At 38.6% G+C, this 18,133-nt stretch carries 8 protein-coding genes; all 8 read left to right on the top strand.

Annotated features, from left to right (window positions below):
• Positions 1–213 precede the first annotated feature (213 nt).
• The 8 genes from dpdE to dpdD are packed head-to-tail and all read left to right on the top strand — an operon-like array spanning position 214 to position 18,032.
• Positions 214–3,504 carry a protein DpdE gene (gene dpdE / locus FS608_RS17765; protein WP_144553407.1) on the top strand — a complete coding sequence of 1,097 codons (3,291 nt, stop codon included), beginning with the start codon at positions 214–216 and terminating at the stop codon, positions 3,502–3,504.
• Between the two features lie 4 nt (positions 3,505–3,508).
• Positions 3,509–6,061, top strand: coding sequence for a protein DpdF (dpdF, locus tag FS608_RS17760; protein ID WP_144553404.1), 2,553 nt, complete (start codon positions 3,509–3,511; stop codon positions 6,059–6,061).
• Complete coding sequence (gene dpdG / locus FS608_RS17755) at positions 6,058–6,927, top strand: protein DpdG (protein ID WP_144553402.1); 870 nt, start codon at positions 6,058–6,060, stop codon at positions 6,925–6,927. The genes dpdF and dpdG overlap by 4 nt, the downstream gene beginning before the upstream one ends.
• Before the next feature lie 2 nt (positions 6,928–6,929).
• A complete protein-coding gene (dpdH, locus tag FS608_RS17750; protein WP_144553400.1) occupies positions 6,930–10,001 on the top strand; it encodes a protein DpdH in 3,072 nt (1,023 codons plus the stop codon).
• Positions 9,991–10,701, top strand: coding sequence for a hypothetical protein (locus FS608_RS17745; RefSeq protein WP_144553398.1), 711 nt, complete (start codon positions 9,991–9,993; stop codon positions 10,699–10,701). The genes dpdH and FS608_RS17745 overlap by 11 nt, the downstream gene beginning before the upstream one ends.
• 20 nt (positions 10,702–10,721) lie before the next feature.
• Positions 10,722–15,260: a protein DpdJ gene (gene dpdJ, locus FS608_RS17740; protein WP_144553396.1), complete on the top strand. Its 4,539-nt coding sequence runs from the start codon at positions 10,722–10,724 to the stop codon at positions 15,258–15,260.
• On the top strand, positions 15,257–15,793 hold the full coding sequence (dpdK, locus tag FS608_RS17735) for a phospholipase D-like domain-containing protein DpdK (protein WP_144553393.1): 537 nt from the start codon (positions 15,257–15,259) through the stop codon (positions 15,791–15,793). Before dpdJ ends, dpdK begins: the two co-directional genes overlap by 4 nt.
• On the top strand, positions 15,786–18,032 hold the full coding sequence (gene dpdD, locus FS608_RS17730) for a protein DpdD (RefSeq protein WP_144553391.1): 2,247 nt from the start codon (positions 15,786–15,788) through the stop codon (positions 18,030–18,032). The genes dpdK and dpdD overlap by 8 nt, the downstream gene beginning before the upstream one ends.
• The last annotated feature ends 101 nt before the right edge of the window (positions 18,033–18,133 follow it).

Below are 18,133 nucleotides of genomic sequence, written 5' to 3'. Positions count from 1 at the left end.
ACTGCCTTTATTTTGTTGGTGTACAACTCATATTAAATTCATTTCCATGCCTGGGCTGGAAGTTGAGACTCACGCATGTTTTTATTGAAATCGGGAATTCCTACTTAAAATTTTGTCTGCTTACAATTTTCGGAATTTACTACATAAATTTAATTTTAATAGTATAATAGAACTACCGAAAGAGATGTTGACACAGAATGGGTGGTCGATAGAATGAGTCTTACAATAGGAAGCTTCGTTGTATCCAAATTGAATAAATACGGAACAGGAAAAGTAAAAGAAATTTCTAATACATATATTACGATAGAATATTTTAAATCAGTAGCAGATAGAGAAATCGTTCAAGTTCCAACCAAAAAAGTTACTCCAGTTGCTCTTCAAAAACAAACACGATGTTATGTTTATCATGATGCGCAAGAACGCTGGGTAATGGGACGTATTATAAGAAAAGAAGGCTATACATATGAAGTACATTTTCCAGATTCCTATGCTGCCTATATAAATGAAACAGACATATATGTCCGTTGTAATGTACCGATTGAGGACCCGAGTGAAGTTCTTCGCCATAAAGGGCATGATACCACCTTTTATCATGTACACCGATCTAATTTTGTTAAAACGATATTAGAGCAGCGTGCGGTTACGAGAGGAATGACTGGATTAGTTTCATCTAATATCCAACTTTATCAGCATCAAGTAGAAGTTGTTCGAAGGGTATTGGAAGATCCCATTCCTCGTTATTTGTTAGCAGATGAAGTGGGATTAGGCAAAACGATTGAAGCTGGTATCATCATCCGGCAGTACCTCCTTGACCATAAAGATAAGCAAATACTTATGATAATTCCTCCTTATTTATTGGACCAATGGAAAAAGGAAATGGATGAAAAATTTAAATTTGACTATTATGACGACCGGATTACCTGGTTGTCAACAGAACAAATTGATTTTCTCCATGAACTATCAGAGTCTTATGGGATGGTTGTCATTGATGAAGCACATGAAATTGCGACAAAAGCTTTTCATTCTGATGAGAACGAACGCAACGATTTTAAAAAATTAGCCTCTCTTGTGCACCAATCGGAAGGATTATTACTGTTATCCGCAACACCAGTCCTAAATAATGAACAAGAATTTCTAGCCATGCTCTATTTATTAGACCCAAATTATTATCAATTATCTGATATTGATAGTTTCAAAGAACGGATTGCTAAAAGACAAGATGTAGGACGCTTTTTACTATCATTCCGTGAAGATACGAGTGCTTTTTTATTAAAAAGAAACGTTGCCAAACTATTTGACTACTTTCCAAATGATTTTATTATTCATCAATTGGCAGAGAAACTTCAAAATGTGTTAGCCGAAAATCGAGACAATGATGAAAAAAGACGTGACCTGATTAGACGCATTCGGGTTCACATGTCTGATACCTACCGTTTACACCGTCGCTTATTGCGAAATAGAAGGGAATCGGTCACCGATATCCTGGAATTTAGTCGAGACCAACTCAAATTTCAACCTACTATTCATAGTGAATATGACCTAGATGAACGAACACCAACTCTTGAAATGTTACTAGATGAGTGGAGAAATGAAGCATGGGCAAGCGAACGTTCTGTATGGGAAAATCAACAAGTAGAATCAACGGATCTATTAAAGATTTTCTATCTGCTGTTTGAATCCCTTGGGACGAGTCCAACCTTCTTTCAAAAAGTGATTCAATCAAGGTTGACAAAAGTAATGAATGCAGACTTATTAAGCGAGAAGAAAATGCTAAATGTTGAATTGCTCATCCAAACACCATTATTTTCAGGTGAAGAGCACCTTTTAGAGCAAATGCTTAAAGAAGTAAAATCATTTTCTGAGGATGGTGATCGCTTGGAATTGCTTTCACAGATCATCACTCATACCAAGCGAAAAGCAGAGAATCAATCCAAAAAAATTGTTGTGTTTACGGGCTTCACGTCAGTATGTAAAGAAATACTCACCCATTTGAAGGAAAAGTTTGGTGAAGGTGTTGTTAGTGGTTACCATCATGAATTAAATGACCAACAAGTGGAGGATACCATTGAACAGTTTAAGGGAAATGACCATTGTACGATTTTAGTTTGTGATCATACGGGAGAAATCGGAAGGAATCTTCAATTCGCAGATGTATTGATCCATTTTGATTTGCCTTTGTCCCCTAATCGATTAGAACAGAGGATTGGCCGATTTGATCGGATTGGCCGAAATAAACCTTTTGAATCATTTGTCTTAGTAGGTCCGGATGTTGAAAACTCACTGCATGAGGCTTGGTATCAATACTTAAGTGAGGGTCTAAAAATTTTTTACTCGTCCATTGCATCACTGCAATTCTTTATTGACCGAAAGATGATTCAAGTACTTAAGCAATTTTATATCAAAGGAAATCAGGCCATTCAAGAAACATTATGTAGCATAAGTAACGAAATTGAGAATGAAAAAGTACAAATAGGGGAACAAAATGCATTAGATGAAATGGAAGCCAATAATCCTGAAGGGGCCCAATTCTATGAATCTTTAATAAAGTATGAACAAGAGTTTGACGAAATCGAAAATGGACTTGATCCATGGATCACGAAAGCGCTTCAATTTGAAAAGCAGTATACAGTGATGCCCGGGTTTACCTTTAAATATGGTCCAAACCAAGATCGCACGTTAGTACCCGCAAAGTACTTAAGGAAGTTGGCAAGCTATATGAATCAACCAGGATCGTATGATCGGGATGAAGTTCTCTATCATTCTGGGAGTTCATTGTTCCGCATTGGTGACCCGTTGATTGACTTCTTAGAGAAATATATTCATTGGGACGATCGGGGTCAAACATTTGCCTACTGGCGCTACGTGCCTGGGATGGATTCAAGAGAAGGAATGGAATGGGCGGGATTTGCTTTACAGTATGTAATTGAAGGAGACACCAGATTTGCAAAAAGGGTGTTAAAAAAATACCAAAATACACAAATGAATCCCAAAGCATTGCAACGTATCATGGATCACTATCTTCCTCCCATCTATCAGCAAATGTTTATCGACATCAATGGAAAGGTAGTAGATGATCCAACTATCCTTGGTCATCTTTCAAAAGAGTTTGTCAAAGTCCAAAATCGTGGGACAGATTTAAATCTGACGAAAAATCGAATAGGAATCATTGATCGGGTCATACCTAGTGCTTATTGGAAAGAGACGGTCACTACTGTTAAAGAGAAATCGATGAGTGCATTAAAAACTAGTAAGGAATTAGAAGCATTATGTAAGGAAAAAGCTAATTTCGCTCATGCCCAAATGGAAATGAAACTTACTCAACTTAAGTTACGCATAAATCAAGAGCAACAATTACAGTACAAATACCAAATGAATTTTAATAAGGATTTAGAATTTGAAGGCGAGTTGACAGATGCTATTCTTAAAGGTATTCTTACGCCGAAAATAAAACTAGATTCGATTGGGTTAATCATATTGTCAGGACAAGAATTAAGGGTGAGATAATAAAATGGAAGAGTTTCAAAGATTTAGAGAGTTACTATATGATACGGAAAACATAACTGAAATTGATGAAACTACTTTTACATCCTCTTATTATAAAAGGTGGGTAAGGGCGATGAAAAATCCTCGTTCACTTGGGAGAATGGATTTAGCTTCGCTCATACGAAATATCTTACGTTTTGAATCGGAAAAGCAAAATGGTGAGAGTATGCTGCTTAAGGTGCCGGGAGAGGGTATCTGGCCCGACGAGATGGAATGGCGTCAATTTGGTATTGAGGTAGTGGATAAACATGAGGATGGCTATCTAATCCAAGCTAAACGCTGGATGCCAAATTGGTTGCCTGAGGCAAATGATAATCCGCCAGACCAAGATCTTTTTGCCTTAACAAAACGGAACAATTATGCTCCCGTTTCAGGCGATCCGTTTTTAACAGAAGTAGGTCGACAAACTTACCGAAGTGCAAGTCAAAAAGATGCGATTCGATCTATCTTATCTGCAACTCCGGGATCAACATTAGTAGTGAATTTACCTACTGGAACTGGAAAAAGTTTATGTGCACAATTACCAGGTGTCCTTCATGGGAAAAATTTTGGTTTAACATTGGTGGTTGTTCCGACGGTCGCTCTTTGTATTGATCAGGAAAGAGCGATGTCAGCCTTTTTCTCTCATCCTACTGCCTATTATGGTGGGACTGAGCAAAGTGATGTTAAAAAGGGAATAAGAGAGCGGATTATGGACGGAACCCAGCGTATTGTCTTTACTTCACCTGAAAGTTTGATAGGGTCGCTGCATATTCCTTTACAAGTTGCGGCAGAACGTGGTTTCCTAAAAATGTTTGTCATCGATGAAGCCCATATTGTCGGTTTGTGGGGAGATGAATTTCGACCAGCATTTCAGCAATTAGCTGGTTTCCGAAATTACTTGTTGTCTATTTGTGATGAGCCGTTCATGACGTTACTCCTATCGGCAACCATCAGTGATGTGTGTCTGGATACCATTGAAACGCTGTTTTCAAAACCAGGACCTTTTCAAACGTTTTCATCCGTTCAACTACGACCGGAACCTTCTTATTGGGTAAAGAAATGTGAGAATGATGATAGTAAGCGAACTTATTTACTAGAAGCCTTAGCCCATTTACCAAGACCATTAATTATTTATACAAGTAAAGTAAAGGATGCAAATGAGATTGCATTTGATCTCGATGACCATGGCTATACCCGTTGTGAGATCTTTACCGGTGATACAACTTCTCAAAATCGGAATAAGATTATTCAGCAATGGCAAAATCGTGATATTGATATTATAGTAGCAACTTCTGCTTTTGGCCTGGGTGTGGATCAAGCTGAAGTGCGAGCTGTGATTCATGCCTGTATCCCTGAAAATATCGATCGATTTTATCAGGAAATCGGCAGAGGCGGACGTGATGGCTGCGCGTCCCTTTCATTACTACTTTATACCGACGCAGATTTACGGACGGCAGAAGGGATGAATCGAACGATTCTCATCGGCGTGGATAGAGGGATGCAGCGATGGCAGCAAATGTTTTCTCATAAACTTCCTGTTAAAGGTAAGTCCGATGAGTTTTTTGTTCCTATCAACCTCTCGCCTGGTTACAGTGAAAAGGATATCGATATGAGTTCTCGGGAAAATCAAGTATGGAATGTTCGGACTCTTAATCTAATGTCACGTGCCGGCTTGATTGAATTAATGTGGGAAGCAGGAAGTAAGGACAAGGAAGCAGTCGGGAGCGATTATCGTCTTGTGAAAATTATCGATGAAAAGCACTTAAATGAATCACGTTGGGGACAAGTAATTGAACCCATTCGCCAAAAAAGTAGAGAATCAGAGGTTAAGAGTCTTAACCTAATGAAACAATTTTTAAAAGGGGAGTCTTGCGTTTCTGAAATTCTGCTAAACATTTATCGAATTTCCAAACGAGAATTGCCATACCGAAAAGAAATCAATGTAGCCATTGCTTGTGGGGGATGCCCATCCTGCCGAAAATCAGACCTTACACCTTTTGCAAATCCTGCATCTTCGAATGTCATCCAATGGCCTACTACAAAAGCAAGTGAACATGACTTTTTACATACGTTTTTGGGAGATGTAGACCAACGACTCGTAATGTTTTATCCATCTACAGTTGGAAACTTTATGTCACTCCCGAAAAGGGAACAGCATAAATGGCGAATGTTGTTAGGTTGGTTTTTAGAGCAAGGAGTGCAACATATTGTTGGAAATCATGACTTTCTGGAAATGGTCCAGCAAGATCATATGTTGTTGAAGGATAAGATTGTGTTTTTAACAGATATTGACAGCATTCCGGCGTGGTTTGTTTGGCCAAATGTTCGAACCTTCGTTTTTCATCCAGTACATTCACAACTAATAAGGCCATTTCAAAGACGTTTAAAAGGGGACCATACCCCTTCATTGGCGGAAATTTATTTCTTACCAGACATGATCAAAGATCCGACTAATCAAAATAGACGTTTAAAAGATGTACTATCACTGCGACATTATACAATTGATGAATTTAAGCTAGAGGTGGGATTGATTTGAGCGTATTAAACCAAATATATGCAACACCAAGCAGAGTAAAAGGCGCGTACAGACTGTTATTAAACAGTGATCAACATAAATTAAATCGAAAAACAGCAGAAGAGATTCTTTCACCTCGATCACTTCAACCGGGTGTAAATCACGAAAAGTCAGAGCATCTCAAAATGATTCGTGGCGTCATCAATGAAACGATAAAAATGGGCTTATTTGAAGCTGGTGGTGAAGAAATATCTTTAAATAAACAACTAGAGGGGTTAACAGACGAAAACTTGGCAGTAAACATTTTTCGATTATTCACCTCAGATGAGAATAAGGAAAATGATGATTTTTTACGATTGTTGGCTTGGTATTTAATGCAGGATCCCTTTGCGGCACCTGGAACATGGGATGAAGCCAATATTGCACTAGAAAAGCAAATTGGTGGAAGCATGCTCGGATGTAATGATAACCGTTTTGGCCAATTTACGCACTGGCTTGTTTTTCTCGGCTTTGGCTGGCGCTATTCCTTAAAGGGAGAGCGGGACAGGATCACACCGGATCCTATTAAACTTATCACATCGTTATTACCATTTATATTTGGAAATAAAGAGGTTTTAAGTATCCATGAATTCATTGGAAAATTGGCAACATTATGTCCTGTCTTTGAAGAAGGGAAGATTCGTGATGAAATCAATCAGGAGTATCAAATTGAGACATTACCTCCTAAACATTTATCAAAAGTAACTTCTTTTGCCTTATTTCAATTAAATGAACAAGGAACGATTGCACTAGCTAGCAAATCGGATGCCGATCTCTATGTTCTAGCTGATGGAGAAAGTGAGAAACGTATTTCGGAAATTAAATGGATCGGGAAAGGAGTGTCGTAATAATGAGTCAAAGTATGAAAGCGTATATGTGTTGGAACGAAGATATGATTGACAAAGTAATGGAGCCAGATGCACTGGAAATTCCCGAACATATATTTCTTGCGACACACCACCCGATAAAAATGTATAAAGAAACGGCAACTGATACCACTGTATCTGCCAAAATAGAATTTGATGAAGATAGCTTTCTAAAGGAATTTTTGAGGCCACCGCACTATATTTTCTCCAGTATTCTTGGTGACGCCGGAACGGGTAAAACTCATTTAATTCGCTGGCTTCATTCAAAGCTTCCGACTACGGAAAAACGCCGTGTCATTCTTATTCCTCGCTCTGGAATCAATTTAAAGAGAATCCTAGAAATGATTCTTGAGGGGGTAGAGGGACCACAATTTGATCAATACCATCAAAAAATAAATAGTGCCTCAGAAAATTTAACTCCTGAAAGAGCAAGAGAAACACTATTACATAACATTGCTGTTGCGATTGGACCCAATGGTGCCCATGGAAAACAAAATCTATCTGAGATGGAAGAATACTTTGTTGAAGCACTTCCAGACTTATTTCATGATTCATTCTTTAGAAAAATACTGCTGCAAGAAGGGGGAATCATCGATCTATTAGTCGAGCATATCTTAGGGAAAAACGAAAAGACATTACGACTAGAAACAAGGCGGGAATTCACAGAAGCAGACCTTCCTTTAAACGTAAGAGATATCGCGAAAGCAAGTCTTGCAGCACAAGAAATTTATGCAGCGTTGAATGATTCAGAGTTAAAGGAAGCCGCAATCAAGTGGATTAATAAAAACTTGAACGAAGCAATTACGCTAATGTTAAGTTTAAGAGGTGCTGACTTAGTTAACCTGATGACAGACATTCGCGAGGAACTAGGAATACAAGGTATCGAACTCGTCATCTTAATTGAGGATTTTGCGATGTTACAAGGCATCGATTTTCAATTACTTGATGCCCTGTTAGTAAGACCAAATCAGCATACCAAGAAACTTTGTAATTTACGGGTGGCAATGGCTTGTACGAGTGGTTACTTCCAAACACTCCCTGATACCGTACATCATCGCGTTGAATTAAGGGTTAGTCTTGATGTAAGGGCGGATGAAAGTTTATTCACAAAAGCAGACATGGATATTTTTGTCGGCCGTTATATGAATGCCATTCGTTATCAAAATAGCGAATTAATCAGTTGGTATGAGCAAAATTTGGAGTTAGATTCTCCTGAGGTGCTTCCATCCAAGTGTGTGGACTGTCCATTAATCGATAAATGTCATAGCTCATTTGGAAGTTCAGATGGATTTGGTTTATACCCATTTAATTCCGATGCCTTTAATGTGATGAATAAACGCTTTAATTCTACAGAAACGCCGAGCTTCAATCCGCGTATTCTAATTAAAGATATCTTGAAACAAACATTAGCAAACTATGGCTATCATATAAAAGAAGGAACATTCCCGCCTAAAGCATTAATTCAAGTCTTTGGGGGTAAAACCAAAAATCGATTAAATGCACTCAAATATAATGAATTACAAAAATTAGACCCAACGCATTCAGAACGACGTGAGGTTTTATTAGAGTTGTGGAGTACGACGAGTGATATCATCGATCTTCACCCTGGTATACATGAAGCATTTTCCCTTCCAGAATTGCAAATTGGCGGTGGAATGGAACTTGTGGAGCCAGTTAAAGACGAAGAACCTCCTGTAAATGAACCTGATAACCCGGTCAAGGGTCCAAAAGTTTTTCGTGAACCGGAAAATACACTTCCAAAAAAGGTTCAGGACCAAGTGAATTTGATTGAGAACTGGAACAATGGTGGGAAACTCCCACAAACGCTATCACAAGATTTGCGCGAGCATCTTTATGAGGCGATCAATTCATATATTGATTGGAATTCTGAATTTCTTTCAGAACCATGGTTTAAAAAAGACCTTTGGAAAGTAAAAGGAATCAACTTTCATGAACAGGCAACGGTGATTCCAAAGTCGCTCATTAAGATTGTGCTTCCATTAGAAAAAGACGAATGGAACGATACGTCCATCGTGTTAACAGGGATCCTTTTATATAAGCATCACAAACATTGGAATTTTAAAGAAGGTAAAACCTACTTCCGTTATTTTGCTAGATACATAGCCAAATGGAGCGAGAGTATTCTCCGTCAAATCAAGGAACTAAAAGAAAAAGATGTATTTAATCCTGTTCCATTTGCGGTAGAAGTATTGGCGGTCGGAGCAGCAATGAACGGGAAACTCGACAAGGAATCATTGCAAAACCAAGCTAATGCCTTGCTCTCAAAGGTTATCGCTTCAGGTTCTTCTTACTCAGATGACTGGAATAAAGTGCAGGGAGAATTGGTAAAAACACAAAAGGATATTCACGACATCTTATTAGCTCAAATTGCGTGTACCAAAGGGGACTCTCAAGACTATAAAATTATTGATGCTTCCCAATTTATCGAGCCGTTACAGACCCTTCTAACGGAAGGTAAGTTAACCCTTGAGATCAACATCGAACATAGTGAATTTAAACACTTGAAGAAAACGTATCAATACCTGCAAAAGAACCTTCCAGCATTTATGGAAAAAGAAAGAATGCTGAAAGAACAGCAGTTAGGGATGTTAAAAACGGCATTTGGCGAGGAGCCTACCTTGACTGAAATCAAAGCAGAATTGATAAAAGCGATAGAAGTTTCAGCGCAAGAAGGTAGTTATGTAGGACCTGAGCGGATGAGCTTAGTTCAAAAAATTACCCAATTGGATGAATTGAAATTGAAAGAGTGTATGCATGAATTAACCATTTTGTGTCAGGATGGAAAATTACTAGACTTACTCAATCAATTAGGAAAACTTGATCACGAATTATTATTTAACACCATTTCCATTCTTCAGCAAGTAAATGAATTTTTACAAAAAACAAGCACAGCAGTGGAGCGAGATATTTCAGATTTATCAACTCAACAAGGTACACAACAACTTGATCGCTTGAAGAAGGAAATTGAGACTAATTTTGAAGAGATAAAGAACATGTTAGATGCTATGCAAGGAGCTGAAGTCCATGTTAAGTAATAGTGCTGTAGAGCTTGTGGGTCGGATTGAACAAAAGAAAACCATGCTCCTGCAACGAAAAAACATCCAAGCCTTTAACTCTCGGAAAAACCTGTTAACAGGACTATCAACCAAATTAGCAAAGATATTTCAGACATATCAGGTTTTAAAAGAAAAAGGAATTCAAACAGCAGATTTTAACGGACAACTTGCCGATGCAGCAAGAAAATTGCAAGAAGTGAATCAAAAGTATTTAGAGGATCCGAGCTGGATAAAAGATCAAAATGCACTGGATCAGCTTTCGAGAAAGATTGATAAATTGACCAATGACATGACTGGAAATTTCCTTGATGTCTGGATAGCGTATATAAATAAGCAAGTTCCTGCGTTAAATACGGAGATATTATTGATATTAGGGAAAATTTCTTCCTTTAGAGTTACAACCAGTGAGATCAACCGAATTTATGAAAGTATACAAACTGAAATTCGGGTATTACCAACGACCACACAAGATATAGCAAACATCGAAACAAAATGTAAAAACTTAGTAGCGAAGTGGAATCATCTTGGAGCAGACGATGTTCCACAAGAAGTCCTAACCTTTTTACGAGGTACTGGTACTCATAGAGGGGCTACGTTATCGATGTTAACCGTGGAAGTGATAGGTTGGCTAAAACAACATAAATTAGACCCATTCATTTCTATTAAAATGATTCAATAATTTGCGAGAAGAGGGATTCAATGAATTTAGAGGAAGCCGTACGAGAATTTCTTAGTTTCATAGAAGACCGAGAAGCTAAACTTTTATCCTGGGGCTATGTAGATGGCGGGTTTTCAGAAGAAGAGATTTTTGAAATGGCTGAAGAGTGGTTAGAAAAACACGACCAATACTTTTCTCCCAATGAGTTAGTGGATGATTTATGGGAGAAAAGAATGATCCTAGATATCCAGGCAAATAATCGAGTTTTAATTCGAACAAGAATGGCAGAGACGGTTCGGTTATTAGCCAGGTTAAAACAAATATTTTCTGCTGAGAAATGGAAGGAGTCACCGACTCTCGTATCTGATTATCGCTTCCAGACGAGGCCAAGAAAATATCCTAGAAGGGACATTTCGGTCGATACTGCAAAGGATGAATTATCGCCACTTTTGAATGAATATGGAATGGATGCCGTTCATCATTTATTGAATCGTGAGCGTTTTCTCCTTTCAGAATTTCAAATTCGGGCAGTAAAGACGATGTTAAAGGACTTAGAAAGCAACAGCAATCGAGGAATGATTGTTTGCTCAGGTACAGGTACGGGTAAGACACTGTCTTTCTATTTACCAGCCTTAACCCATATTGCCGGCCAAATCGAAAAAAACGATCACTGGACTAAGGCATTAGCACTTTACCCAAGAAATGAATTGTTAAAAGACCAATTCATGGAAACGTATAAGGAAGCACGCCGACTGGACACGTATTTATTAAAACGAGGTGCTCGGAAATTACAAATAGGTGCTTTCTTTGGGCCAACACCGAAATCAATCAATTTGCAAGACATTGATAATAAGTGGAGCCTTTCAAGTGACAAACAAGGCTATGTCTGTCCCTACATTACATGTCCGAACTGTGATAGACCTATGGTTTGGAAGAAAAAAGATATCACAAAGAAAATTGAACGGTTAACCTGCTCGCTGCCTTTATGTCACAGTGTAATTGGAAACGATGAAGTCCTCTTAACAAGAGATAGCATGCGTAAAGAATTACCGGATGTGGTCTTTACAACGACAGAAATGTTAAATCGAACCATGAGTGATAGTTGGTATGGGAAATTAATCGGGTTATTTACCAATCGTCCACCACTGATGATGCTCCTCGATGAAGTTCATACTTATGAAGGTGCCCATGGTGCTCAGGTAGCCTTATTAATTCGAAGATGGAGACGTGCTGTTAACAGCCCAATTCATTTTACCGGCTTATCGGCTACCTTAGAGGAAGCAGCGAGTTTCTTTAGCCAATTAACGGGACTAGAAGTACCACAGATTGAAGAGATTGTACCATTGGAAGATGACATGATTCCAGAGGGGAAAGAGTATCAACTTATTCTCCGTGGAGATCCCGTATCTGGAACATCCTTGCTTTCAACTACCATTCAAACTTCGATGCTGTTAAGAAGAATGCTAGACAGAAATGGTGAACCCTCAGAGGGGATGGCTGGACAGAAAATATTTGTGTTTACCGATGATTTGGATGTAACAAATCGACTTTACCACAATATTCTAGACGCCGAAGGTCTAAACAGTTGGGGAAGACCGGTACGAAACAAAAAACCGTTAGCCATTCACCGGAAACATAATGCACCGGAGGCAAAAGAACGGTTGCGATTAGGGCAATCCTGGTTCTATGCCGAACAAATAGGTCATGATTTAAGTCAAAGCATCCCCATTGGACGGACCAGCTCTCAAGATGCTGGTGTAGCGGCGAATGCGGAAATTGTTGTGTCTACGGCTTCACTTGAAGTGGGTTATAATGACCCGGATGTTGGTGGGGTTGTCCAGCACAAAGCGCCTATGGATTTAGCTTCTTTCTTACAACGAAAAGGTCGTGCTGGCCGTAATCGTGTGATGCGGCCATGGATGGTAACGGTTTTGTCTGATTATGGGCGCGATCGTCTGGTCTATCAAAGCTATGAAACATTGTTTGATCCTGTCCTTGAAAAGAGAAACTTGCCGATTAACAATCGGTATGTTCTAAGAATGCAGGCAGTTTATTGCTTAATGGAATGGCTTTCCGAAGAAATTCACGGTCCAGTAAATGTTTGGAATGATTTCTGTAGTCCTTATGGAGATAATGCGCCAAAGAAGAAGCAAAGACAAGAAAAGGAAAGTGAACTTCTATTACGCTTGATGAAGGATGAAAGATATCGAAATAAGTTTGCGGCTTATTTAGAAGATGCCTTAAACATTACCCGCGAGGATGTTCATTCTATTCTTTGGGAACCACCTAGAGCAATCATGTATTCCGTAATTCCTACTATCTTACGCCGCTTAAAAATGAATTGGAGCGTTTTTAATAAACCAGGAAAACAAGAAAGTTATAAGACTACATCACCGCTACCTGAGTTTATTCCGTCCAACTTGTTTAGCGACTTAAATTTACCGGAAGTCATGATTGACTTACCTGAAACCAAATTCAATCAGAATGATAATGAAGAAATGATGCCGATTCTACAGGCGTTAAATACATTTTCACCAGGGAAGGTAACAAGGAGATTTGGTATTCATACTAGTAACGAAAGCCACTGGATCGCTCCACCGGTATTAGAAGCAGGTAAACAGGAATTACCATTATCAACTTTCTGTCCTGAACTTGAACCATTGGGCGAATTTGAAGTCGTTGAAGATGGTCGAGTGATGAGAATCTCTGCGTTTAGACCATGGGTAATTCATCCTGTTCGTGTCGATGACAAAATTGCTCCAACATCCAACAGCCAGTTGATATGGAAAAGCCAGTTATTCCCGACCTTTGAATTTTCCGGGAATCAGGACCAGAAGAATGGATTGACGCTATCTATTCCACGAGGTGCAGCATGGAACAAAACGTTAAAGGAGATTGTCGTCCATAGCCATAATCTACGCTCGACCGTTACCGTTCGTCGCTTTGCACTTGGTTCCGCAGCGAATATAAGAGTAAATGAAAATGGCCAAACTAATGAACTAGAAACGGAAATTAGTTTTACAGATGAGGTAAAGAATCCAACTGCTTTAGGGTATACACTTCAAGTGGATGGAATTGTTTTCCGTTATGTCATTCCTAAAGGGGATATCATCTCTCCATCGTTCACCGATCCTGTAACTCTACGTTCATTCCGAACCGCTTATTTCCGCCATCTGATGATGACGGATAAACGATTAGATGGGATCGTAAATATTTTTCAGCGCGAGCGTTTAGGTGAAGTCTATTTATCAGCTATCTCATCAAAAGCAATGAAAAATAATCAATCCCTTGAACAAGCCCATCGAGAATGGAAGAACGCAAATTTCTTAGAAGTTATTAATGAAGTATTAGATGTTATCTTTCAAGGGTTGTCAGAAAATGATGAAGTACCAGATGAGAACGGTGAAAAAAATCGCCAGAAAGTCCATCAATCCCTTCTTTCCTTGTGTGAACAGGATATCGTCGTAAATACCATGCATGATTTGGCTGCAGTATTATGGGGAGAAATGGATGACAATTGGCAACAGTGGGCATTGGAACGTTGGAAAACAACCCTCGGAGGAGCATTGCTGCTAGCTTGTAAACAAATGACCGGTCAATTTAATAGCGGCGACTTAATTGTCGATGTGGATGGCGGACCTCGTCCACCGGAAATGAATCCGATTCCTGAAGGCGTTGGTGAAATTTGGATTACGGAAACAACCTCTGGAGGCAGTGGGATTATTGAAGAGATTGTTAAAAAGTATCATGATGATCCGAAACGGTTTTTCCGCTTGGTCGAAAGTGCGTTAGACCCTTCAGACGCCGAATTAATTGATTCAGAATTAACTCGTTGTTTAAAATTAATGGATACACAACTTGATCTTCAAGTGCTGTTTCAGAATGTTAGAACTGCTGATAATTACAAAGTAATCAATCAACTTCTTGAAGAATTAAACCAGAAACTAAGTGAATCCGGCATCTTACTTACTCATTCGGTAAGAAATGCGATTTATAATCGTATTTTAAAACCAGGAAGTACAAAAGAAACAGATGATTTATTACGGAGTATCATGGAATTATGGAAACAAGAAGAGGAGAGATTAGGGATTGAAACGGACGGACGTGTTTTTGCTTATATGTTCAGTTCAAATCCGTCGATCGTTAATCAATTTAAGCACTCGCTGCAACATATCGATCCCCAAGCACTGCAAGATGAAAACTGGCGTTATCAAGTAATATATGGTTTGTTATGGCCAAAGGGTAATATAATAGGCGCAAAAGCTTTGGACTACTATAATCCTTTTTCAAAAAATGTTCCAATGGAAAGGGAACTGTTAAGCCAAAGCATCAATCATGAGCGGAAAGTTTGGATAACCGATGAGAGTTGGTATGAAAAAACGGTTGAGATACTAAAAGAATCTTCTCATGTCCAACTTTACGCACATGTTGAAAATAAAGATGATTTACGAAATGCCTTGCTTCGCTTGGCGTCAGAGCCGATTGATGTCGGATATTTACACATATATCCTCGTGTAGAAGGTATGAAAAGAGACTCGGACCATTACATCGTCACGGTTGATATTAGGGAGGAAATATGAAGACAAACTATCCATCAAGATTTATTCATACAACGAATTATTCACAAGAGATTGCTGATGTCCTGCAATCGTTGTTCGTAATGGAGATCATTCAACCAAGCCGTTGTCTCTGGATTGTTTCTCCTTGGATATCCGATATTCCGATTATCTACAATGAAGCGAATCAATTTTTAACGATTGAACCTCATTGGTCCAGGAAAAAGGTTACCTTTTCAGAGGTGCTGGTGAAATTGGTTGAGAATGGAACGGTCATCCGTCTCGCCACCCGGCCAGACCCACATAATAATCGATTTCTGGAAAAACTTAAAGCAGCAACGAAAGAATACGAGGACCGTGTGCATATCTATTCTAGCTATTTGCTTCATTCAAAGGGGCTGCTTGGTGATCAATTTTATTTAAATGGTTCGATGAATTTCACCTTTAATGGGATTACGGTTAACGAGGAATCTGTCCAATTGATCACGGACCCACAGGATATTTCGCAAAATCGAATTGAATTTGCCAACCGCTGGGGGGACGAGCACCTTGGTTAAGCCATTTTTAGATGTGTTTTTTGGAAGTGATAACAAGTGTTCACTTGAAAAAATCCATACAGAAGGTAACGCGCAGCACAAAATTTTACCCTGGGTGGAAAGAATCCGTCGAGACGAGCCCAAAGAAACACTATTACCTGTCATTGTTCCAAAAACGAATGAAGTAATCTGGTATGGGATTGCTTTTTCTGATCTCCAATTCCGTCGTTTAGGTGAACATCTGGTTCATTTTCTAGGTGTTACGTATTCAGACTTCAGTGGAATTCGTGCAGTGCCCATCCATAATAATCTGATAGACCAAGAGGTTAATAGGTTATCGAATGGGCGTTATTATCGTTTTCAAGCTGATAATAAATACATTTGGGATACCTTAGAAACGATGAGAAAATTATGGGGTGAAAAGCCTGAAACTGAAGTCCAAACCATTAGAAGTTTGGGGAAATTACTAAGGGATTTTCATCTTGCCCTGCAGACGAGCAATCGCGCTATTGCGGAAAAAGAACTTGAACAATTAAAACAAGGCCATTATTTAGATTCAAAAAACATTTTATTTTTAGAAGTTGAAATGCTTGTAGCTTTTAGACGCTGGCAGGATATTCTACACTTAAAACGTTTTCCTGAATTAATGAATATGCGCAGACCACCAGCAGTAACAGAGGCAATGATTAAAGCGGTATACCATGTCCATCTCGTCCCAAAACTTGAAGATATTGCGGGACTTCTGCAAACTTTTAAAGAGGAAATTTATCCTCTTTATCAAAGTCTATTTACAAATAAGCGAAACTTTTCAAGTCGTGAAGCGATCACCTGTTTCTGGCTTCGTGCGGTAGTGATTGAACCACAGAAAAAGGACTGGATTCAATCGATTTTGGAACAGGTAGATGCTGATGATGAGTTTGGCCGATTCTTATCTAAAATTGCTGGGAAAGTTACAGTCGAACCTCAAGAAAAGGAACCAGTAAGCTTTGACTTAGTTAGAAAGGAAATTTATGAAGGGAATTTTGAAGAGGCGTTTAATATACTTCAATCCTTGCCACAGTCGGTTGAAAAAACAATGCTACTTTTTGATTGTACCTATGAAATTCAGTCATTAGAGTCAGAAAGATTGGCGTTACAATCGTTTAAGTTGTTGGCTGCTGAGGAACAACAATTGTTCTTAAAAAGTAGAAGAAATAAAGAATTTCTTGACTATTTATCGAATCAAGAATCACAAACCAATAATGAACCTTCAATTGAGGTTCCAACCAATTGGGTGGTTTGGCTCGAACAAATTAACCAACGTTCTCACCGGGAGAACATCCAATTGGCGCAAAAAGGTGCACAAGAATGGAGTGTAGATGACATTCTTGCACAAAAGGATGGCATTGAAACACTTAAACTAAAGTTAGAAGACTGCATCGCTGAACAATATACTTTAGAGAACCTGTATTATAGCTATCCACATCTTCTTGATTTCTTTAAAAATGATCCTGTGTGGCCAAGAAAAGAGTGTAAGACGATTTATCTGACTTTGTTGGAATTGTTGACTCTTTCCGAGGAAATAGGAGAAATGGAACTTTCGATTTATCAAGATCTATTGATAGCTGTTTTATCGGTTGGCTTGTCGAAGAAGGAATATGACGATGTTGTTTCCTCTGGTATAAGCTTATGGAAAATTGCGGCTTCTTACACGAATCTTAGTTGGGCAATCGATGTGATTGAGGCATTAATCCTTTATCCCTGCTTAAACGAAGAAAAGAGAATAGCCTTTTTAAAGGAACTCAATCAGCATTTGGGTACTTTCTCTAGATTTATGAAGACTAGCGACTGGGAAATGATTAAACTCTTGCATATGGATCTGAATGAGATTGAAGCATGGAAAGGGATCAATGAAGCCTATTGGACAAAAGAGAATGTTAAGGACGCAGCTAATGAATCCTTTTGGGATAAATTAGAGGGAAAATCAGTTGGGATTTATACTCTTATGGATCGGGTTTCTCAACGTGTTAAATCCTATCTTGATTCAAAAGTTAAAAATAATATTCATGTTCAAACCAATAATGACAAGGTGGGAACCGATGCCTTGCGAATTCTTTCAAAGTCTACAGATATTTTAATTGTAGCTACAGCTAGTGCTAAGCATGCAGCGACATTGTTTATACAAGATGAACGACCAAGTAAATTACCTTTAATTTTTTGTCATGCAAAGGGAAGTTCAAGTATGATAAGAGAACTTGAAAAGCATATTGAAAAAATGTGAGATGCAATTCATTGCATCTCATTTTTTAGAAAACTGATGAAATAAAACTTTAAAAAGGAATACTAAATGCATATATGTTAAATTTAAAGTATGTCATAATT

This window comes from Bacillus sp. X1(2014), assembly GCF_007678255.1.
The sequence above is the reverse complement of the archived record's forward strand: the minus strand, read 5'-3'. Positions and strand labels throughout refer to the sequence as shown.

What these genes read in the sequence shown, in the direction of transcription:
- dpdE (WP_144553407.1), top strand. Translation starts at nt 214, where the DNA reads ATGAGTCTTACAATAGGAAGCTTCGTTGTATCCAAATTGAATAAATAC.
- dpdF (WP_144553404.1), top strand. Translation starts at nt 3,509, where the DNA reads ATGGAAGAGTTTCAAAGATTTAGAGAGTTACTATATGATACGGAAAAC.
- dpdH (WP_144553400.1), top strand. Translation starts at nt 6,930, where the DNA reads ATGAGTCAAAGTATGAAAGCGTATATGTGTTGGAACGAAGATATGATT.
- FS608_RS17745 (WP_144553398.1), top strand. Translation starts at nt 9,991, where the DNA reads ATGTTAAGTAATAGTGCTGTAGAGCTTGTGGGTCGGATTGAACAAAAG.
- dpdJ (WP_144553396.1), top strand. Translation starts at nt 10,722, where the DNA reads ATGAATTTAGAGGAAGCCGTACGAGAATTTCTTAGTTTCATAGAAGAC.
- dpdK (WP_144553393.1), top strand. Translation starts at nt 15,257, where the DNA reads ATGAAGACAAACTATCCATCAAGATTTATTCATACAACGAATTATTCA.